Below are 19,985 nucleotides of genomic sequence, written 5' to 3'. Positions count from 1 at the left end.
AAAGGGCGTACTAGGAAAGGGCGTACTACTTCTGGTAGATCGCCTCGATCTCGTCCGCGAAGTCCTTCGCCACGACGTTGCGCTTGAGCTTCAGCGACGGCGTCAGATGGCCCGAGTCCTCCGTGAACTGGGAGGGGAGAATGCGGAACTTCCGCACCGATTCCGCCTTCGACACCGCGGCGTTGCCGTCGTCGACCGCCGACTGGATCGCGGCCAGCAGGTCCGTGTCCTCGTGCAGCGACGCCGCGGTGGAGCCCGCCGGTTTGCCGTGCTCGGTGGCCCAGCGGCCCAGGAACTCCTCGTCGACGGTGACCAGCGCGCCCACGAACGGCCGCCCGTCGCCCACCACCATGCACTCCGCGACCAGCGCGTGCGCCCGGATACGGTCCTCGATCACGGCCGGCGCGACGTTCTTGCCGCCCGCGGTGACGATGATCTCCTTCTTGCGGCCGGTGATCCTGAGGTAGCCGTCCTCGTCGAGGGTGCCGATGTCACCGGTGTGGAACCAGCCGTCGGCCAGCGCCTCCTCGGTCGCGCCCGGATTGTTCCAGTACTCCTTGAACAGGTGCTCGCCATGCAGCAGCACCTCCCCGTCGTCCGCGATCCGCACCACGGAACCCGGCAGCGGCTGGCCGACCGTGCCGATCTTCTGCCGGTCCCAGGGGTTGAAGGCGGTGGCGGCGCAGGACTCGGTCAGGCCGTAGCCCTCCAGGACCGTGAAGCCGATGCCGCGGAAGAAGTGCCCGAGCCGCTCGCCCAGCGGGGCGCCGCCGGAGATCGCGTACTCGCCACGACCGCCGAGGACCGCGCGCAGCTTGCTGTAGACCAGCTTGTCGAAGACCTTGTGCTTGATCTTCAGGCCGACGGGCGGGCCGGACGGGGTGTCCAGCGCCTTGCTGTAGGCGATGGCCGTGTCCGCCGCCTTGTCGAAGATCTTGCCCTTGCCGTCGGCCTGCGCCTTGGCGCGCGCCGAGTTGTAGACCTTCTCGAAGACGCGCGGGACGCCCAGGATCAGCGTCGGACGGAACGAGGCCAGCTCGTCCGTGAGGTTCTTGATGTCCGGGACGTTGCCCAGCTTGATCGGCGCCATCATGGGCGCGACCTGCACGAGCCGCCCGAAGACGTGCGCCAGCGGCAGGAAGAGCAGCACGGAGCACTCACCGGTGCGGAACAGCGGCCGCAGCCGCTCCACGATGTTCCCGCACTCGGCGAAGAAGCTGCGGTGGGTGAGGACACAGCCCTTGGGCCGGCCGGTCGTCCCGGACGTGTACACGATGGTCGCCGGGTCGTCGGCCTTCGCCAGCGAGCTGCGCTCCTCGACCGTCGCGTCGCTGATGTCCTGCCCGAGCCGGCCCAGCTCCTCGACCCCGCCGGCCTCGATCTGCCAGACGTGCTTGAGGGCGGGCAGCCGGTCGCGCACCGACTCGACGGCGGCCGTGTGGCTGTCCAGCTCGACGACGCAGGCGGTGGCGCCCGAGTCGGAGAGGATCCACTGGATCTGCTCCGGCGAGCTGGTCTCGTACACCGGCACCGTGACCGCGCCCGCCGACCAGATCGCGAAGTCGAGCAGGGTCCACTCGTAGCGGGTGCGGGACATCAGGCCGACCCGGTCGCCCGGCTGGACCCCGGCGGCGATGAGCCCCTTCGCGGCCGCGCGCACCTCGGCGAGGAAGGCGGTGGCCGTCACGTCCTGCCAGACACCCCCCACCTTGCGGGCGATGACGGCGACGTCCGGGTGCTGCGCGGCGTTTCTGCGGACGATGTCGGTCAGATTGCCGTCCGCAGGGACCTCGTACAAAGCCGGAAGGCTGAACTCGCGCAAGACTGCTGCTCCTCATAGGGCGCCGGCGCCACGACGTTGTGTGATGCGACGGTGCGGTCCAAGGCTCGGGCAAGTGCTCGGGAATTCACATGTTGAAATCCAGAGCACGACTGGACCGACCGGACGTTACCCGCCGGTATGGCTTCTTCGACAGGGGGTCCCGGCGAGATGTTCGCTGCGTCACACGGATTGGTGTTTCTGCGCGCACAGTAGTCGAGCGATCTGACGACTGGCCAGTAACCGCGGGTCCGGCCGCCACTGTTCACGTATGCGGCACAGGCTTACCCTTGATCGTCATGGCACCCACACCGACCGGAAACCGCAGGACACGCGTACATGTGGTCAGCGACGTGCACGGCAACGCCCGTGACCTGGCCATGGCCGGCGAGGGTGCCGACGCCCTGATCTGCCTCGGCGACCTGGTGCTGTTCCTGGACTACGCCGACCACTCGCGCGGCATCTTCCCCGACCTGTTCGGTGTGGCGGCCGCCGACCGCATCGTGGAACTGCGCACCGCCCGGCGCTTCGAGGAGGCGCGGGAGTTCGGGACGCGGCTGTGGGCCGGGATCGGCTCGGACCGGGGTGCGGTGATCGAGAAGGCGGTGCGCAAGCAGTACGCCGAGATGTTCGCGGCCTTCCCGACGCCGACGTACGCGACGTACGGCAATGTCGACATGCCGCCCCTGTGGCCGGAGTACGCCGGGCCGGGCACGACGGTGCTGGACGGGGAGCGGGTGGAGATCGGGGGCTGGGTCTTCGGCTTCGTGGGCGGGGGCCTGCGGACGCCGATGCGCACCCCGTACGAGATCAGCGACGAGGAGTACGCGGCGAAGATCGAGGCCGTGGGGGAGGTGGACGTGCTGTGCACGCACATTCCGCCGGAGGTCCCGGAGCTGGTGTACGACACGGTGGCGCGGCGCTTCGAGCGGGGCAGCAGAGCGCTCCTGGAGGCGATTCGCCGCACGCGCCCCCGTTACTCACTGTTCGGCCATGTCCACCAGCCGCTGGCCCGGCGGATGCGGATCGGGGCTACGGAGTGCGTGAACGTGGGGCACTTCGCCGGGTCGGGGAAGCCATGGGCGCTGGAATGGTGAGCGTTGTCGGTGAGCGGTGGGTGAGGGGCGCAGGTGGGGGTGAAGTCGGCTGGTCGGGGGCGCGGTAGCCTTCACGCTGCACACGCGTGCGCGACACGACTTCATACTCATACCGGCCCGCATCTGGAGGAGCCACAGCGATGGCGGAACACACCAGCTCGAGCATCACGATCGAGGCGGCACCGGCCGACGTCATGGGGGTGATCGCCGACTTCGCCCGCTACCCGGACTGGACCGGCGAGGTGAAGGAGGCGGAGGTCCTCAAGACCGACGGCCAGGGCCGCGCCGAGCAGGTCCGCCTGGTCATGGACGCCGGCGCGATCAAGGACGACCAGGTGCTGGCGTACACCTGGAGCGGCGAGCACGAGGTGTCCTGGACGCTGGTGAAGTCCCAGATGCTGCGGTCGCTCGACGGCTCGTACATCTTGAAGTCGGCCGGCGCCGGGGCGACCGAGGTGACGTACCGGCTGACGGTCGACGTCAAGATCCCGATGCTCGGGATGATCAAGCGCAAGGCCGAGAAGGTCATCATCGACCGGGCGCTGGCGGGCCTGAAGAAGCGGGTCGAAGCGGGCAAGTAGGTCCGCGGCGGAGTCGCTGGTGGATACCGCGCCCCCGCCGCCCCTGCCCGTCCCCTCGTGAAGGCGTGGTCAGCACCCACGCCGGGCACCTGGCAACTGGGCTGAACCGCGACGTCCGTTACGGTTCACCCCCATGCGCACCATCCTGATCACAGGCCCGGGCGGCAGCGGCCGTACAACCGTCGCCGCCGCCACCGCGCTGACAGCGGCGACCCACGGCACCAGAACCCTGGTCCTCAGCGCCGACCGCACCGACACCCTGGGCGCGGCACTCGGCGTGGCCACCGGACCGGCGCCGACCGAGGTCGCCCCCCACCTCACCGCCTGGCGCCCCGACGCCGCCACCAGCTTCCGCGACGACCTCGCCGCCTTCCAGGAGCGTGCCACCGCGGCCCTCGACCTCCTCGGCGCCTCCCGGCTCGACCCGGAAGAGGCCACCCCCCTCCCCGGCGCCGAGGAGCTCGCGCTGCTCCGCGCGCTGCGGGACGCCGCGCTCGCCGAGGCGCACGACCTTCTCGTCGTGGACCTGCCCGCCACCCCGCAGGCCCTCGCCCTGCTCGCGCTCCCCGAGGAGCTGCGCCGCTACCTGCGCCGGCTGCTCCCGTCCGAGCGGCAGGCGGCCCGTGCGCTGCGGCCCGTCCTGGGGCGGCTGGCCGGTGTTCCGATGCCCGCGGAGTGGCTGTACGAGACCGCGGCCCGCTGGGACGTCGAGCTCGCCGCAGTCGAGGCCGTCGTCGCCGACCGCGACACCGTCGTACGGCTGGTCGCCGAGCCGGGCCCGGGCGGAGCCGACGCCGTACGCGCCGCCACCCTCGCCCTCGCCCTGCGCGGCCTGCGCCCCGACCTGCTGGTCGCCAACCGGGTCCTGCCGGAGGCGCAGGCGCCGGCGGACAGCTGGCTCGCCGGGCCCGTCGCCCAGCAGCGCAAGGTTCTGGAGGAGTGGGGGGCGGACCACGACGTTCGTCGCGTCGGGCACCTCGGGCGGGACCCTCGTGGCACCGACGATCTCGCCGCGCTCGCCGTGCCCGCCGTCAACGACTCGTCGTCCACCGTCGAGTGGCCCGTCACCGACCGGCTCGCCGAGGACGGCGTCCTCGTCTGGGCCCTCCCGCTGCCCGGCGCCGTACGCGACGAGCTCGACCTCGTCCGGCGCGGCGACGAACTCGTCGTCACCGCCGGACAGTTCCGGCGTATCGTGCCCCTGCCGTCCGCCCTGCGCCGGTGCGGTGTGGACGGGGCCGCGCTGCGCGACGGCGAGCTGCGGATCCGGTTCGCGCCGGACCCGGATCTCTGGCCGCGGACCCGGTGAAGCAGGTACGCCCGTTCGGGTAACGTCGTAGAGACGAACCGTAGTCAGGAGTCCGTCATGAGCGAAGAGCTCCCCCCGTTCGACGCCGGAGAGCAAGAGGCGATCGACGAGGTACGGGCGACCGACGCCGACGCCTGGTCGACGGCGTGCGCCGAGGACCTCGCGGCGGAGAAGGCCCGCCTCCGCGCGCAGTACGGCCCGCCGCCGGGCTCGGCCGCCGAGGAACTGCGCAAGCTGGTCGACGCCGTCGCGGACAAGCTGTCGACCATCCAGTCCCCGCTGCTCGGCGCGGTCGCCGGACCCGCCGCCCAGCAGGTGGTCAAGCAGGTCGTGGAGCAGGCCAAAGCCGCCGTCGAACCCGTCATCGAGCGCAACCCGGACGTCTTCGACCACCTGGCCGCGGCCGGCACCGAACTCCTCGCCGCCTACCGCTCCGCGGTCCAGGCTCAGGAACGGCGCTGGACGACCGGGGACCAGGATCTCGACGAGGGCCGCGACCGTGGTGACGACGCCGGCCCCGGCGAACGCATCGACCTCGACTGAGGCCCGCGACCGCCCCTCAGCCGGGCTGCCCAACGGTCGGACGACGGGGCCCTGACGGCAGGGCCTCGGGTACGGTTGGCCGTAGCGGGGCTCGACCGAAACTGAGGGATTCATGGGACTCACCATCGGCGTCGACATCGGCGGCACGAAGATCGCGGCCGGCGTGGTCGATGAGGAAGGCAACATCCTCTCGACCCACAAGGTGCCGACCCCGGGCACGCCCGAGGGCATCGTGGACGCCATCGCCTCCGCGGTGGAGGGCGCGCGCGTCGGGCACGAGATCGTCGGCGTGGGCATCGGTGCCGCCGGATACGTCAACCGTCAGCGTTCCGAGGTCTACTTCGCTCCCAACATCGACTGGCGCAACGAGCCGCTGAAGACGAAGGTCGAGGCCCGCGTCGGCCTCCCGGTCGTCGTCGAGAACGACGCCAACGCGGCCGCGTGGGGCGAGTACAAGTTCGGCGCGGGCAAGGGCCACCGCAACGTCATCTGCATCACGCTCGGCACCGGCCTCGGTGGCGGCATCATCATCGGCAACAAACTGCGCCGCGGGCACTACGGCGTGGCCGCCGAGTTCGGCCACATCCGGATGGTGCCGGACGGCCTGATGTGCGGCTGCGGCTCGCAGGGCTGCTGGGAGCAGTACGCCTCCGGGCGCGCCCTCGTCAGATACGCCAAGCAGCGCGCCAACGCCACCCCCGAGAACGCCGAGATCCTGCTCGGCATGGGCGACGGCACCCCCGAGGGCATCGAGGGCAAGCACATCTCCATGGCCGCCCGTCAGGGCGACCCGGTCGCCGTCGACTCCTACCGCGAACTCGCCCGCTGGGCCGGCGCCGGCCTCGCCGACCTGGCCTCCCTCTTCGACCCGTCCGCCTTCATCGTCGGCGGCGGTCTCTCCGACGAGGGCGAACTGGTCCTCGACCCGATCCGCAAGTCCTACAAGCGCTGGCTGGTGGGCGGCAACTGGCGCCCGGTGGCCGATGTCATCGCCGCCCAGCTGGGCAACAAGGCGGGCCTGGTGGGCGCGGCGGACCTGGCGAGGGAACCCGACCCGGTCATGTAACCGGTCATGTAAAGGGACGGGCGCCAACTCCCCAGGGGCGCGGGGCCGTATCACCATGCGGCTCCGCCGCCCGGGCGCGACCAGCCACACCCGACCGGCCGTCGCCAACGGACCTCGCGCCCCTGGCCATTGGGCGTACATTGATCCACATGGCGCTGCTGCCCGACTCCCATACAGAGCCCGACGGTTCCGCAGTCATCCGAGTCCTCAGCTACAACATCCGCTCGATGCGCGACGACACCGTCGCCCTCGCCCGCGTCATCACCGCCTGCGACCCCGACCTGGTCCTCATCCAGGAAGCCCCCCGTTTCTTCCGCTGGCGCAAGAAACTCTCCCGCCTGGCCCGTGCGGCGAACCTCGTCGTCCTCACCGGCGGCGCCACAGCCGCGGGCCCGGCGATCCTGTGCAACCTGAGGGCCACCGTGGAGCGCACGGAGGACGTGCTCCTCCCGCTCACCCCCGGGCTCCACAGGCGGGGCTTCGCCACGGCAGTGGTCCGGTTCGGCGGCGCCCGCCTGGGCGTCCTGAGCTGCCACCTCTCCTTGCAGAAGGACGAACGCCGCGAGCAGGGCGGCATGCTGCTCGACCGCCTCGCCGGAATGGGCGTGGAGCACGCCGTCGCGGGCGGCGACCTGAACGAACGCCCCGCCGGCCGCACCTTCCGCCGCCTGGCCGACGGCCTCCAGGACTGCTGGGCCACTGCCCCCTGGGGCAGCGAGTACACCTCGACCCCGCTCGACCCCCATCAGCGCATCGACGCGATCTTCGCCACCCAGGACATCGACGTGCTCGGCTGCGGTGTCCCGCGGGGCCATGCCGGCGTGACGGAGACAGACCTGAGGGCGGCCACGGACCACCTTCCGGTCCTGGCCGCCCTCAAGATCCCGGCGTCCTAGACGACGGCTCCCCGCCCCGGATCGTCGCCGTCCTCGTCATCCGTCTTCATCCGCATCACCAGCGTGGCGAACCCGCCCAGGAACCCGCCGATACCGAGCGTCGCCAGCCACCACGTCATGTCCCAGCTGAGCAGCACGCCGAGCAGCAGCAGGATCGGCCCGCCGACCACCGCGAGCCAGGCGAACTTCGCGGTCGGGTCGGCGGCGGGCAGCGGCGGCGGCTCCGGCGGGACGAAGTGGCCCTCGTCGTCGGCGTCGAAGTCGTCCTCGGAAGGCTCGGGCAAGCTGTAGTCGCGCGGGCCGACACCAGGGGCGAAGGAGACGGAGCTGCCCAGGGGCTTGACCGGCTTGTCCGCCCGGTCCTCCCGGCCCGCCCGGTCCTCCTCGGGATCGTCGGCCTGCTTGGCCTTCTCGCCCTTGCTGCCTTTGTCGAGTTTCGGCTCCCCCTCCGTCCCGCCGCTCGCCCCGTCGTTCGTGTCGGACTCCGGCAGCGCCAGGTCCTCGATCGACTTGAACGGCTTCGAGCCCGGCGGGTCCGTCGGCTCCTCGCCGTACCCGGCGACGATCGCGGCCCACGCGGCGTCCTCGTCGAACGGGACGTGCTGCTCTTCCGGCTCGCGATCCTCGCTGTCCTCGCGCCTCTCGGAGTCGTGCTCAGCCACGTGCGGTCGTCCCTTCGTTGTCGACGCCGGTCGCGAGCCGGTGGATGAAGCCGAGGCTCTCCTCGAAGATCCGGTCCGCTTCATGGTCCAACGTCGCCACGTGATAGCTCTGTTCCAGCACGATCTCCGTTACGTCCGTCGACGACACCCGACTCAGGACCCGGGCCGAATCCGCCGACGGCACGACGTGGTCCTGGGCACTGCGCAGGAGCAGCAGGGGCTGGGTGACCTGCGGCAGTTCGCCGTCGAGGAGACGGAAGAAGTTCCTGAGGGAGTGGGCCGCGTGCAGCGGAACCCGGTCGTACCCGAGCTCGACGCCGCCCTCCTTCGCGATGTCACTGGTGATGCCCCGCGTCGTACGGACGAAGTGGCGGGACACCGGCAGGGTGTACGCGGCCAGTCCGTGCACCTTGTTCGCGGGGTTGACGACCAGCACGCCCGCGACGTCCTCCCCGTGCTTCGCGGCGAGCCGCAGTGCCAGGGCGCCGCCCATGGACAGGCCGGCGACGAAGACCCGCTCGCAGCGGTCGCGGAGGTTGCGCAGCTCGCGGTCCACCTCGGCGTACCAGTCCTGCCAGCCGGTGACCTGCATGTCCTCCCAGCGGGTGCCGTGGCCCGGCAGCAGCGGCAGCGAGACGGTGAGCCCGCGCTCGGCGAGATACTCCGCCCAGGGGCGCAGCGACTGGGGGGAACCGGTGAAGCCGTGACAGAGCAGAACCCCGACCTCCCCGCCCTCGTGGCGGTACGGCTCGGCTCCAGGAAGGACCGGCACCTTACGGTCTCCTGTTCGTGAGAAGGAGGGACATGACTGACATGAGTGAGAGGAACGACAAGAATCCGCGCGGCGGAGCCGCATATCGATACAGCCAGGTGTGCTTCACCGTACGCGACCGTACGGACACCGACCAGGGCCGTCGGACTCTTTGACAGTGCTCCGGGTTAAGGTCTCACCGACAGACACAGGAGGCACTCGGTTGTTGTACGGCGCGATGAAGGTGGCCATCGGGGGACCGTTGAAGGTCGCCTTCAGGCCCTGGGTGGAAGGCCTGGAGAACGTTCCCGCCGAGGGCGCCGCGATCCTCGCGAGCAACCACCTCTCTTTTTCCGACTCGTTCTTCCTGCCCGCGGTCCTCGACCGCAAGGTGACCTTCATCGCGAAGGCCGAGTACTTCACGACCCCCGGAGTCAAGGGCCGGATGACGGCCGCGTTCTTCAAGGGCGTCGGCCAGCTGCCCGTGGACCGCTCCGGGGCGCGCGGCGCGGGCGAGGCGGCGATCAAGAGCGGCATAGAAGTCCTCGAACGCGGTGAGCTGTTCGGCATCTATCCGGAGGGCACGCGCTCGCCCGACGCCGGCTCTACCGGGGCAAGCCCGGCGGCCTCGCGCGCGTGGCGCTCGCCACCGGGGCGCCGGTCATCCCGGTCGCGATGATCGACACGGAGAAGATCCAGCCGCCCGGCAAGGTCATGCCCAAGCTCATGCGGCCGGGCATCCGGATCGGCAAGCCCCTGGACTTCAGCCGGTACCAGGGCATGGAGCACGACCGTTTCGTGCTCCGCGCACTGACCGACGAGGTCATGTACGAGATCATGAAGCTCTCCGGCCAGGAGTACGTCGACATGTACGCGACCGCCGCCAAGCGGCAGATCGCGGACGCGGCGAAGGCCGAGAAGGAAGCGGAGAAGGCGGCCAAGGCCGCACTCGCGCAGGCCGAGAAGGACCAGGCGCCGAAGAAGAAGGAACAGCCCGAATAGGGAACGGCCCGCACAAGGAACGGCCGCGCAGGGAACGGTCCGCGCAAGGAACGGTCCGCGTGGAGTCGACCGCGTCCGGGTCGGGGGTACCAAAAAGTCGGGGGAACCAAAAAGGGGGGTAATGGCCAAGCGTGAGCGGGTCATGAGGATGTCCGTCGAGCAGCCGCTGTGGCGGGCGCTCGCCGGGTACCGGGTGCTGACCATGGTGTACGCGATCGGGCTCTTCATCAGCGCCCACGACGAGGTCGCCCGCCCCTGGGTGGCCATCGCCTACTTCGCCGTACTGGCCGTCTGGACCCTGGCCACCCTGCCCAGGGTCGCCAACGCCGCGAGCTGCACCAAGCGCTTCCTCGCCGTGGACCTCACCATCGCCCTGGCCGGCATCATGCTCACCCGGCTCGCCGAGGCGCCCGAGCGGATCGACGCCGGAGCCCCGACGCTGCCCTCGATATGGACCGCGGGCGCCGTGCTGGCGTTCGCCATCAAGGGCGGTTGGCGCTGGGCCGCCTTCGCCTCCACCTTGGTCGCCGCCGCCAACCTGATCGAACGCTCCGGCGTACCCACCCGCGACACCATCCACATGGTGCTGCTCGTCTGGATCGCCTCCATCGCCATCGGCTACGTCGTCGAGGTCGCCCGCGCCTCCGAGCGCACCCTCGCCCGCGCCCTGGAGATCGAGGCGGCGACGCGTGAGCGGGAGCGGCTCGCCCGGGACATCCACGACGGCGTGCTCCAGGTACTCGCGATGGTGCAGCGGCGCGGCGCCGTCATCGGCGGGGAGGCGGCCGAGCTGGGCCGGATGGCCGGCGAGCAGGAGGTGGCGCTGCGCACGCTGGTATCGGGCGGCCTCGTACCCGTGTCGCGGGTGTCGGAGGACGCCGCCGAGGGAGCCGTCGTACGGGCCGTGGACGTGCCCGACGACGCCGACGGTCCTCTCGATCTCCGCGTGCTGCTCGCCCGCTACGCCGGCGCCATGGTGAGCCTGGCCGAGCCCGGCGCGCCCGTGCCGCTGGCCCCGGCCGCCGCGCGGGAGCTGGCCGCGGCGGTGGGAGCCGCCCTGGACAACGTCCGCAAGCACGCGGGGGAGCACGCGCGCGCGTGGATCCTGGTCGAGGACGAGCCCGACGCGGTGATCGTCACCGTACGGGACGACGGACCCGGCATCCCGGAGGGCCGGCTCGCGCAGGCCGAGGGCGAGGGCCGGCTCGGGGTCGCCCTGTCGATCCGGGGGCGGCTGCGGGACCTCGGCGGGAGCGCCGAGCTGATCTCGGTGCCGGGGCAGGGCACCGAAGTGGAACTGAAAGTACCGAAGGACAGCGGCGCTGCACGGGGGAAGGCGGAACAGCGATGACGGACACCGCGAGCGGGCAGCAGGGCCCGATCAAGGTCATGGTGGTCGACGACCACCCCATGTGGCGCGACGCGGTCGCCCGCGACCTGGCCGAGTCCGGCTTCGACGTGGTCGCCACGGCGGGCGACGGCGACCAGGCCGTACGCCGGGCCAAGGCCGCCGCCCCCGACGTCCTGGTGCTCGACCTGAACCTGCCGGCCAAGCCCGGCGTCCAGGTCTGCAAGGAACTCGTCGGCCACAACCCTGCCCTGCGCGTCCTCGTCCTGTCCGCGAGCGGTGAGCACGCCGACGTCCTGGAGGCCGTGAAGTCGGGGGCCACCGGCTACCTGCTGAAGTCGGCCTCGACGGAGGAACTCCTCGACGCGGTGCGCCGTACGGCCGTCGGCGACCCGGTGTTCACGCCGGGCCTGGCCGGACTGGTCCTCGGCGAGTACCGCCGCCTCGCCTCCGAACCGGCGCCCGCCGCGCAGGGCGCCGACCAGCCGGGGGCCCCGCAGCTCACCGAGCGCGAGACCGAGGTGCTGCGGCTCGTCGCCAAGGGCCTGAGCTACAAGCAGATCGCCGAACGCCTGGTCATCTCCCACCGCACGGTCCAGAACCACGTCCAGAACACCCTCGGCAAGCTCCAGCTGCACAACCGGGTGGAGCTGGTGAGGTACGCGATAGAGCGCGGCCTCGACGACGAGTGATCCATCGGCCGTCGGCTTGACGACGCGTAAACCAAATACCCGGCAGTTCACCGGAATTGCCGGTCCTGCCCATCCCGTTGTGACCTGGATCACCATTAGCGTGGCCTCACCAGGCAACCGCGGCGAAGGGACATTTCCATGCGGGTCGGAGTACTGACCGGAGGCGGCGACTGCCCCGGTCTCAACGCCGTCATCCGGGCCGTCGTCCGCAAGGGCGTGCAGGAGTACGGCTATGACTTCGTCGGCTTCCGGGACGGCTGGCGAGGTCCGCTCGAGAACGACACCGTCCGTCTCGACATCCCCGCCGTGCGCGGCATCCTGCCCCGCGGCGGCACCATCCTCGGCTCCTCGCGCACCAACCCCCTCAAGCAGGAGGACGGCATCCGCCGTATCAAGGAGAACCTCGCCAAGCAGGAGGTCGGGGCGCTCATCGCCATCGGCGGCGAGGACACCCTCGGCGTCGCCGCCCGCTTGTCCGACGAGTACGGCGTGCCCTGCGTCGGCGTGCCCAAGACGATCGACAACGACCTGTCCGCCACCGACTACACCTTCGGCTTCGACACCGCCGTCGGCATCGCGACGGAAGCGATCGACCGGCTGCACACCACCGCCGAGTCCCACATGCGCGTCCTGGTCTGCGAGGTGATGGGCCGTCACGCCGGCTGGATCGCCATCCACTCCGGGCTGGCCGGCGGTGCCAACGTCATCCTCATCCCCGAGCAGCGCTTCGACGTCGACAAGGTCTGCGCCTGGATCACCTCGCGCTTCAAGGCGTCGTACGCCCCGATCGTGGTCGTCGCCGAGGGCGCCATGCCGAAGGACGGCGACATGGTCCTGAAGGACGAGTCGCTGGACTCATTCGGGCACGTCCGGCTGTCCGGGGTCGGTGAATGGCTGGCCAAGGAGATCGAGAAGCGCACGGGCAAGGAAGCCCGTACGACGGTCCTCGGGCACATCCAGCGCGGCGGCACGCCCAGCGCCTTCGACCGCTGGCTCGCCACCCGCTTCGGGCTGCACGCCATCGAGGCCGTGCGCGACGGCGACTTCGGCAAGATGGTCGCCCTGCGCGGCACAAACATCGTCCGGGTCCCGATCGCGGACGCCACGGCCAAGCTGAAGACGGTGGATCCGAAGCTGTACGAGGAGGTCGGGGTCTTCTTCGGCTGACGGTGAGCTCGAAGGGGGCTGGGTCCTCGGCGCCGGTCGGGCAATCTCGGCCCGTCCGGCGTTTGGGGACGAGGCCCGTTCAGGGCCGAAGCGGGGGTCTGGGGGCGGCAGCCCTCAGGGGGCGCGAGGGTCGCCGAGCTCGACGTCGCCGAGCGCCTCGCCATGGCGGTCAACCGCCGCATCGTGCGGGCCTCCACCCGCACGCGTGACTTCGACTTCCGCCTCGACGGCTTGATGGGCCGCGACCTGCACGGCCGACCCGGCGCCTCATCGGCACCGCGGCCCTCGTCGCCGAACTGCGAGAGGGCCGCTTCACGGGTGTCGGCCTCGACGGAACGTCCTCGACTACAAGGCGGGCCGCCGCTCCGAGAACGTGCTGGTCCCCCGCAGCTGACCCACCAGCTCCCGTACGACGGCGGCGCCGTTCAGGGTGAGGACCGACTCGGGGTGGAACTGCACGCCGGCGAACCCTGGCCCGCGCATCGCATGCACCTCCCGGTTGTCGGCCCGGCTGACCTCGACGCCGTGCGCGGCGAGCTCCTGCAGGGACTCGTCGTCGCAGCGAGCCACGAAGCTGTTGTAGAAACCGACCGTCTCCGGCCGCCCGAACAGGTCGATCGTCGTCTGCGCCCCCTGGTACGGCACTTCCTTGCGTACGATCTCCAGCCCCAGCTCGGCCGCGATCAGCTCGTGCCCGAGACAGACGCCGAGCACACCGTGCCGGTGACTGCGGACGACCTCGGCGGTGAGGTCGCGCAGGAACCGCATCTTGGGGTCTTCCAGATCGGACGGGTCGCCGGGACCGGGACCCAGCACCACCGGGCCCTCGTGCGCGAGCACCGTCTCCCGCAGCCCCGGCTCGTCGTACCGTCGGATGGTCACCTCGAGGCCGCCCGACCGCAGCACGTGCGCGAGCATCGCCGTGAAGGTGTCCTCGCCGTCGACGACCAGGGCGTGTCCGGCCAGCTCCTCGGAGCGCTCCTGCATCCGCAGCCAGAAGGGCGCGAGCGAGGCCCGGCGCCCGTCGAGCGCGGCCCGCACGCGCGGGTCGTCGGCGAGATGTACGCGCGCGTGCTCCCCACGCGGCCGTGACGGATGTACGCCCAAAGCCGCCAGCACCCCCGCCGCCTTGGCGTGCGTCTCCGCGACCTCGCTCGCCGGGTCCGAGCCGCGTACCAGGGTGGCGCCGACCGGTACCCGCAGCCCGCCGTGCGTGTCGATGTCGGCGGTGCGGATGAGGATGGGGGAGTCGAGGGTCTGGGCCCCGCCCGAGTCCCGGCCGATGAGCGCGAGCGCCCCCGCGTAGTAACCGCGCCCGACACCGTCCCGCCCGAGGGGCTCGTACCGCTCGATGACCCGGCAGGCGTTCTGCACCGGCGAGCCGGTGACGGTGGCCGCGAACATGGTCTCCTTCAGGACCTCCCGCACATCCAGCGAGGACTTGCCCCGCAGCTCGTACTCGGTGTGCGCGAGGTGTGCCATCTCCTTCAGCCGGGGCCCGACGACGACCCCGCCCATGTCACCGACGGTGCACATCATCTTGAGCTCCTCGTCGACGACCATCGACAGCTCCTCGATCTCCTTGCCGTCGGCGAGGAAGCCGAGCAGGTGCTCGGGCGTCGGCCCATCGGCGGGATAGCGGTACGTCCCGCTGATCGGGTTCATGACGACGGTCCCGCCGGACATCCGCACGTGCACCTCGGGGCTCGCCCCGACCAGCGTGCGCTCCCCGGTGTGCACGACGAAGGTCCAGTACGCGCCCCGCTCACCCTCCAGCAGCCGCCGGAACAGCGCGAGCGCGTCGGCGCGGCCGAACCCCGGGATTTGGCCCTCGTACGTCCGCCGGATCACGAAGTTCGCGCCCTCGCCCCGCCCGATCTCCTCCCGCAGGACACGCCCGACGATCTCCGCGTACTCCTCGTCACCGACGTCGAACCCACCGCTCTCGACGCGCACGTCGTGCGAGGGGAGCTGGTCGAGAGCATCGGCGAGCGAGATGTCGTACGACTCCTGCGGCGTCAGCACCGACAGCGGCGTGCCGTCGTCGTGGACGTCGAAGCCGCGCTCGCGGATCTGGCGGAAGGGGATGAGCGCCAGGCCCTCGTCGGGGAGGTCGGCCAGACGGTCGTGGGTACTGACCGGGCCGATCAGGACCTCCACCGTCTCGTGATCGTGGCCCGGGGTGCGGCGGCGCAGCAGGGCGAACGGGCGGGGGTCGTCCAGCAAGCCGAGCAGGTTCATGGATCCGTGCTCCTTCTCAGTGAGACTCAGTGGTACTCAGTGGGAGAGGAACGGACCCCGGAAAACACCGAAGGCCGCCCCTCGGGCGGCCTTCGCGAAGTCTTGCGTACGCGCAGTCAGTGGGCCGCCGGATGAGCGGTCCACCACCAGTTCTGGGTCGAGTGCGCGAACATGCGAGGCACCCTACCCCAAGTCCGAGGCGTGTACCCCGTGTCTCAATTGCTGGGCATGGGGCTGGACGCCCGACACGACCCCGTAATGTTGAGGTCGTGACCGTGAACGCTAAGACCAGCGCGAGTGCTGGCAACACCTGGCGAGACCTGCCCGCGGCGCAGCAGCCCGAGTACCCCGACACCGAGGCTCTGCGCGCAGTGATCGCGGACCTCGAGTCGTATCCGCCGCTCGTCTTCGCGGGCGAGTGCGACCAGCTGCGCGCCCGGATGGCGGCCGTCGCCAAGGGAGAGGCGTTCCTTCTCCAGGGCGGCGACTGCGCCGAGGCATTCGACGCGGTGTCCGCCGACCACATCCGTAACAAGCTCAAGACCCTGCTCCAGATGGGCGCCGTGCTGACGTACGCCGCCTCGGTGCCGGTCGTGAAGGTCGGCCGGATCGCCGGCCAGTACTCCAAGCCGCGCTCCAAGGGCACCGAGACCCGCGACGGCGTGACCCTGCCGACGTACCGCGGCGACTCGGTCAACGGCTTCGACTTCAACGAGGCCGCCCGCATCCCGGACCCCGAGCGCCTGAAGCGGATGTACAACGCGTCCGCCTCGACGCTGAACCTGGTGCGCGCCTTCACCACCGGCGGCTACGCCGACCTGCGCCAGGTGCACGCCTGGAACCAGGACTTCGTGAAGTCGTCCCCCTCCGGGCAGCGCTACGAGCAGCTCGCCCGGGAGATCGACCAGGCGCTCAACTTCATGCACGCCTGCGGGACCGACCCGGAGGAGTTCAAGACGGTCGAGTTCTACTCCTCGCACGAGGCGCTGCTGCTCGACTACGAGTCGGCGCTGACCCGTGTCGACTCGCGCACCGGGAAGCTGTACGACGTCTCGGCGCACATGGTGTGGATCGGCGAGCGCACCCGGCAGCTGGACCACGCGCACATCGAGTTCGCGTCGCAGATCCGCAACCCGATCGGCATCAAGCTCGGCCCGACCACCACGGCCGAGGAGGCGCTGCAGTACATCGAGCGCCTGGACCCCGACCGTGAGCCGGGCCGGCTGACCTTCATCGTCCGCATGGGCGCCGACAAGGTCCGCGACAAGCTCCCCGAGCTGGTCGAGAAGGTCACCGCCTCGGGCGCCACCGTGGCCTGGGTGACCGACCCGATGCACGGCAACACCTTCGAGGCGGCCTCCGGTCACAAGACCCGCCGTTTCGACGACGTGCTCGACGAGGTCAAGGGCTTCTTCGAGGTCCACAAGGCCCTCGGCACCCACCCGGGCGGCATCCACGTGGAGCTCACCGGCGACGACGTCACCGAGTGCGTGGGCGGCGGCGACGAGATCTTCGTCGACGACCTGCACCAGCGCTACGAGACGGCCTGCGACCCGCGGCTCAACCGCAGCCAGTCGCTGGACCTGGCCTTCCTCGTCGCTGAGATGTACAGGGACCAGTAACCGTTTCGGTTGTTACACGCCAGCGGGGTGGGGCGCGGATCACATACGATCCGCGCCCCACCCCACTTTTACGGTTCCTGTGTGACGGGTAAGGTTAGGTTAGCCTCACCGATCAAGGGGATGGCACGACTTCGATCCCGGCGGGAGGTGGTCCGCGTGTACATCTGCAGTTGCTTCGGTGTCACCGAGCAGCAGGTCAAGCAGCACGCGGAGAACGGTGCCTGTACGCCCCGCCAGATAGCGTCCGCCTGTAAGGCGGGCACGGACTGCGGGTCGTGCGTACGTCGCATCCAGGCGCTCCTGGGCCGGGGCGCGTGCCCGCGCCGCGAGCTGGCCGATCAGGGCCAGCCGGTGCTCACCGACCTGGCGGACGCGGCCTAGCCCGTCGGCTAGCTCGGCTGCTCGATCTGCTGCGCGAGGTAGAGCGCCTCACCGAGCTTGTCGATGAGTTCCAGCTGCGTGTCCAGGTAGTCGATGTGGTGTTCCTCGTCCTCGAGGATCGACTCGAAGAGGTTCGCGGACGTGATGTCGCCCTTGCTGCGCATCACCTCGACACCGCGCTTGAGGCGGTCGATCGCCTCGACCTCGACCTGGCGGTCGGCCTGGAACATCTCGGTGACCGTCTGACCGACCCGTACGTGGAACAGGCGCTGGTAGTTGGGCAGGCCGTCCAGCATGAGGATGCGCTCGGTGATCTTGTCCGCGTGCTTCATCTCATCGATGGACTCTTCACGCGTGTACTTGGCGAGCTTCGTCCAGCCTTTGTTGTCCTGGATCCGGTAGTGCAGCCAGTACTGGTTGATCGCCGTCAGCTCGCCGGTCAGCTGCTCGTTCAGGAATTCGAGGACCTCGGGGTCGCCCTGCATCGCAGAGGCTCCTTCCACGCGGGGGAACTGGCAGGTTGCGCCGCATGATTGCACCGGCTGGGAAGATCGTCCAGTAAGTCTTCACTTAGTAAGTTAGGGCATGCTTAGTCCGTTATGAGGTGAATTGGGGAGGGGTGTGGTCAGGTGCACTGCCCCAGGTCTGTCAGGATGGAGTCATGGGTCAGCCGGTGGAGCGCGAAAGTGGGGCAGCAGCACACTCCGAGCTTCCGCCGGGACAGCGGGTGCAGCGCGGCTGGCCGGTCACGCACTACGGCCCCGTCCCCAAGTTTCGCCCCGAACGCTGGGAGTTCAGGGTGTTCGGCGCCACCGCCGACGGCGAGAAGCACTGCTGGACCCACGAGAAGTTCGCGGCCCTGCCGTACACGAGCGTCGTCGCCGATCTGCACTGCGTCACGAAGTTCAGCATGCTCGGTGCGGAGTGGGGCGGCATCCCGGCCCGGACGATCCTGGAGATCGCCCCGCCCGCGTCGGCGGTCACCCACGTGATGGTCTGGGCGGAGTACGGCTTCAGCTCCAACCTCCGCCTCTCCGACTTCGCCTCCGAGGGCGCGATCTTCGCCACCCACAAGGACGGCGAACTGCTCACGGCGGAGCACGGTTTCCCCCTCCGCCTGGTTGTCCCTCATCTGTACGCCTGGAAGGGGCCCAAGTGGGTCCGCGGCGTGGAGTACATGACCGCCGACCGCCGCGGTTTCTGGGAGGAGCGCGGCTACCACAACATCGGCGACCCCTGGAAGGAACAGCGGTACTCGTACCAGGAGGAGCCCGGGGACGGCCCCGAGCTGTGACGTTCAGTGGTGGTGCTGGTGCACCACCGCGTGGCCCTTGCCGCGGCCGATCATCCACTTGTTGACCGGCGTCGTCAGCACGAAGGCGACGGCGAGCGCGATCGCCAGCACCCACCAGAACAGCGGGTCGGTGAGTTCGGCGTCCATGGCGCCCGGCCACAGCACGATCACGCCGTTGTCGACGAGTTCCATCACGGCGATGGAGAGGGTGTCGGCGGCCAGTGCCACCTTGATCGCGGCACGGAGGCCGAGCCCCGCCTTCAGGACTCCGCGCAGGGTGAGCGCGTAGCCGAAGAAGAAGGCCAGGACGATCGCCAGGATCAGCGTCGGTGCGCTGCCCCAGCCGAGCGCGGTGCCGATCACCATGCCGAGGATCTCGCCGATGGCGCAGCCGGTGAGGCAGTGCAGGGTGGCCTGGACGGCCATGGCCCAGCTGCTGGTGGCGGCCGTCTCGCCGGGGTGGTGAGCGTGTGCCGCGTGTGCTTCGTGTTGCATGAGAGCCCCCAATGCCAGGTCACGGTTCCTGCATCGAGCAAGAACCGTATACCCCCCAGGGGTATTCCGTACCGGGCTATGCGTCCCGAAGTTTTTTCAGCCGCTCCACATCCGCCGCATGGCCTTCCTTCCCGCCCGGCGTCTCGATGATCAGCGGTACGCCCGCGGTGGCCGGGTGCGTCATCAGTGCCCGGAACGGGTCCTCGCCGATGTGACCCGCGCCGATGTTCTCGTGCCGGTCCTTGTGCGCGCCGACGACGTCCTTGGAGTCATTGGCGTGGATCAGCTTCAGCCGGCCCTCGCCGACGGTGTCCACCAGCAGGTCGAGGGTCTGGTGCATACCGGAGGGGCCGGTCAGGTCGTGGCCGGCGGCGAAGATGTGGCAGGTGTCCAGGCACACGCCCAGCTTCGGATGGGCGTCCAGCGCCTCGAAGTACGGCCCGAAGTCCCAGGTCCGCGAGCAGAGCGAGGCGCCCTGGCCTGCGGTGGACTCCAGGAGCAGACAGGGGTCGTCGTCGTGGGTCAGCTCGTCGAGCAGCGGCAGAAGGTGCTCCCGTACCTGCTTCAGGGCCACCGAGCGCTCCCGGCCGCCGGTCGCGCTGCCCGTGTGCACGACCACGCCGAGCGCCCCGATCTCCCGCCCGCGCCGCAGCGAGTGCCGTAGCGACTCCACCGACTTCTCGACGGTCGCCTCGGTGTGCGAGCCGAAGTTGATCAGGTAGGGCGCGTGCACATACGCCGGGATCGACTCGGCCTCGCACACCGCGCGGAACTCCTCGTCCTGCCGCGGATTCCCGGCGGGCGTGGCCCAGCCACGCGGGTTGGCGACGAAGACCTGGACCGTCTCGGCCTTGAGGTCGTGGGCGTAGGTGAGCCCGACGGAGTGGAGACCGCCGGCCACGGGGACGTGGCCGCCGATGGGGTTGCGGGAGGGGCCCGAGAGTGCGGGGCCGGACTGCTGACTTCTCACCTGTTCAGGGTGTCATGCTGCCCGGCCCACCTCGTCACCGGCCGTCATC

Annotated in this window: 21 protein-coding genes and 2 pseudogenes; 15 read left to right on the top strand and 8 right to left on the bottom strand. The window is 70.2% G+C overall.

The window, feature by feature from the left end; translation table 11 throughout:
- Positions 1-25: 25 nt before the first annotated feature.
- Entirely contained in the window at positions 26-1,822 is a 1,797-nt protein-coding gene (locus tag AB5J49_RS12880; protein WP_369168749.1) for a long-chain fatty acid--CoA ligase, read from the bottom strand.
- A gap of 296 nt (positions 1,823-2,118) precedes the next feature.
- Between AB5J49_RS12880 and AB5J49_RS12875 the strand changes: the two genes are divergently transcribed.
- The 6 genes from AB5J49_RS12875 to AB5J49_RS12850 all read left to right on the top strand — a co-directional run bounded on the left by AB5J49_RS12875 (position 2,119) and on the right by AB5J49_RS12850 (position 7,311).
- Positions 2,119-2,916 (top strand): metallophosphoesterase, encoded by a 798-nt coding sequence (locus AB5J49_RS12875; protein ID WP_369168748.1) that lies wholly within the window; start codon positions 2,119-2,121, stop codon positions 2,914-2,916.
- Positions 2,917-3,056: 140 nt separating this feature from the next.
- The gene (locus AB5J49_RS12870) at positions 3,057-3,497 is read left to right on the top strand and encodes an SRPBCC family protein (protein ID WP_369168747.1); all 441 of its coding nucleotides are present in this window, start codon (positions 3,057-3,059) and stop codon (positions 3,495-3,497) included.
- Positions 3,498-3,630: 133 nt separating this feature from the next.
- On the top strand, positions 3,631-4,806 hold the full coding sequence (locus AB5J49_RS12865) for an ArsA family ATPase (protein WP_369168746.1): 1,176 nt from the start codon (positions 3,631-3,633) through the stop codon (positions 4,804-4,806).
- A 57-nt stretch (positions 4,807-4,863) separates the two neighbouring features.
- The gene (locus AB5J49_RS12860) at positions 4,864-5,349 is read left to right on the top strand and encodes a DUF5304 domain-containing protein (RefSeq protein WP_369168745.1); all 486 of its coding nucleotides are present in this window, start codon (positions 4,864-4,866) and stop codon (positions 5,347-5,349) included.
- A 112-nt stretch (positions 5,350-5,461) separates the two neighbouring features.
- A complete protein-coding gene (locus tag AB5J49_RS12855; protein ID WP_369168743.1) occupies positions 5,462-6,415 on the top strand; it encodes an ROK family glucokinase in 954 nt (317 codons plus the stop codon).
- A gap of 149 nt (positions 6,416-6,564) precedes the next feature.
- Complete coding sequence (locus tag AB5J49_RS12850) at positions 6,565-7,311, top strand: endonuclease/exonuclease/phosphatase family protein (protein WP_369168742.1); 747 nt, start codon at positions 6,565-6,567, stop codon at positions 7,309-7,311.
- On the opposite strand, the gene AB5J49_RS12845 is transcribed toward AB5J49_RS12850, so the two are convergent.
- Both AB5J49_RS12845 and AB5J49_RS12840 read right to left on the bottom strand, forming a co-directional pair.
- Complete coding sequence (locus tag AB5J49_RS12845; RefSeq protein WP_369168740.1) at positions 7,308-7,973, bottom strand: hypothetical protein; 666 nt, start codon at positions 7,971-7,973, stop codon at positions 7,308-7,310. The two genes, AB5J49_RS12850 and AB5J49_RS12845, sit on opposite strands and share 4 nt — an antisense overlap.
- Positions 7,966-8,745, bottom strand: coding sequence for an alpha/beta hydrolase (locus AB5J49_RS12840; protein ID WP_369168738.1), 780 nt, complete (start codon positions 8,743-8,745; stop codon positions 7,966-7,968). The genes AB5J49_RS12845 and AB5J49_RS12840 overlap by 8 nt, the downstream gene beginning before the upstream one ends.
- 32 nt (positions 8,746-8,777) lie before the next feature.
- On the opposite strand from AB5J49_RS12840, the gene AB5J49_RS12835 reads away from it, so the two are divergent.
- From AB5J49_RS12835 to AB5J49_RS12810, 6 genes and pseudogenes are all read left to right on the top strand, one after another.
- Positions 8,778-8,900 (top strand): hypothetical protein, encoded by a 123-nt coding sequence (locus AB5J49_RS12835; RefSeq protein WP_369168737.1) that lies wholly within the window; start codon positions 8,778-8,780, stop codon positions 8,898-8,900.
- A 62-nt stretch (positions 8,901-8,962) separates the two neighbouring features.
- Positions 8,963-9,726: pseudogene (locus AB5J49_RS12830) on the top strand (lysophospholipid acyltransferase family protein).
- Positions 9,727-9,847: 121 nt separating this feature from the next.
- The gene (gene macS, locus AB5J49_RS12825) at positions 9,848-11,077 is read left to right on the top strand and encodes a MacS family sensor histidine kinase (protein WP_369168736.1); all 1,230 of its coding nucleotides are present in this window, start codon (positions 9,848-9,850) and stop codon (positions 11,075-11,077) included.
- On the top strand, positions 11,074-11,766 hold the full coding sequence (locus tag AB5J49_RS12820) for a response regulator (protein WP_369168735.1): 693 nt from the start codon (positions 11,074-11,076) through the stop codon (positions 11,764-11,766). The genes macS and AB5J49_RS12820 overlap by 4 nt, the downstream gene beginning before the upstream one ends.
- 138 nt (positions 11,767-11,904) lie before the next feature.
- Complete coding sequence (locus tag AB5J49_RS12815; protein WP_369168734.1) at positions 11,905-12,933, top strand: 6-phosphofructokinase; 1,029 nt, start codon at positions 11,905-11,907, stop codon at positions 12,931-12,933.
- 156 nt (positions 12,934-13,089) lie between these two features.
- Positions 13,090-13,191: pseudogene (locus AB5J49_RS12810) on the top strand (2-hydroxyacid dehydrogenase); the annotation flags it as partial.
- Positions 13,192-13,278: 87 nt separating this feature from the next.
- Here AB5J49_RS12810 and AB5J49_RS12805 read toward each other — a convergent pair.
- Together AB5J49_RS12805 and AB5J49_RS12800 are read right to left on the bottom strand one after the other, a co-directional pair.
- Positions 13,279-15,174, bottom strand: coding sequence for an anthranilate synthase family protein (locus AB5J49_RS12805; RefSeq protein WP_369168733.1), 1,896 nt, complete (start codon positions 15,172-15,174; stop codon positions 13,279-13,281).
- A gap of 116 nt (positions 15,175-15,290) precedes the next feature.
- On the bottom strand, positions 15,291-15,347 hold the full coding sequence (locus AB5J49_RS12800) for a trp operon leader peptide (RefSeq protein WP_071528813.1): 57 nt from the start codon (positions 15,345-15,347) through the stop codon (positions 15,291-15,293).
- 96 nt (positions 15,348-15,443) lie between these two features.
- On the opposite strand from AB5J49_RS12800, the gene AB5J49_RS12795 reads away from it, so the two are divergent.
- Both AB5J49_RS12795 and AB5J49_RS12790 read left to right on the top strand, forming a co-directional pair.
- The gene (locus AB5J49_RS12795) at positions 15,444-16,796 is read left to right on the top strand and encodes a class II 3-deoxy-7-phosphoheptulonate synthase (protein WP_369168732.1); all 1,353 of its coding nucleotides are present in this window, start codon (positions 15,444-15,446) and stop codon (positions 16,794-16,796) included.
- A gap of 156 nt (positions 16,797-16,952) precedes the next feature.
- A complete protein-coding gene (locus tag AB5J49_RS12790) occupies positions 16,953-17,177 on the top strand; it encodes a bacterioferritin-associated ferredoxin (protein ID WP_369168731.1) in 225 nt (74 codons plus the stop codon).
- Positions 17,178-17,185: 8 nt separating this feature from the next.
- Here the strand turns inward: AB5J49_RS12790 and bfr are convergent, their stop codons facing one another.
- Complete coding sequence (gene bfr / locus AB5J49_RS12785) at positions 17,186-17,662, bottom strand: bacterioferritin (protein ID WP_175432084.1); 477 nt, start codon at positions 17,660-17,662, stop codon at positions 17,186-17,188.
- Between the two features lie 176 nt (positions 17,663-17,838).
- Between bfr and AB5J49_RS12780 the strand changes: the two genes are divergently transcribed.
- Positions 17,839-18,471: a sulfite oxidase-like oxidoreductase gene (locus AB5J49_RS12780; protein WP_369168730.1), complete on the top strand. Its 633-nt coding sequence runs from the start codon at positions 17,839-17,841 to the stop codon at positions 18,469-18,471.
- 3 nt (positions 18,472-18,474) lie between these two features.
- Here AB5J49_RS12780 and AB5J49_RS12775 read toward each other — a convergent pair whose 3' ends face one another.
- Positions 18,475-18,966: a DUF4396 domain-containing protein gene (locus AB5J49_RS12775; RefSeq protein ID WP_369168729.1), complete on the bottom strand. Its 492-nt coding sequence runs from the start codon at positions 18,964-18,966 to the stop codon at positions 18,475-18,477.
- Positions 18,967-19,042: 76 nt separating this feature from the next.
- On the bottom strand, positions 19,043-19,936 hold the full coding sequence (locus AB5J49_RS12770; protein WP_369168728.1) for a deoxyribonuclease IV: 894 nt from the start codon (positions 19,934-19,936) through the stop codon (positions 19,043-19,045).
- Positions 19,937-19,985 lie beyond the last annotated feature (49 nt).

It is taken from the genome of Streptomyces sp. R28 (assembly GCF_041052385.1).
Taxonomy (GTDB): Bacteria; Actinomycetota; Actinomycetes; order Streptomycetales; family Streptomycetaceae; genus Streptomyces.
The sequence above is the reverse complement of the archived record's forward strand: the minus strand, read 5'-3'. Positions and strand labels throughout refer to the sequence as shown.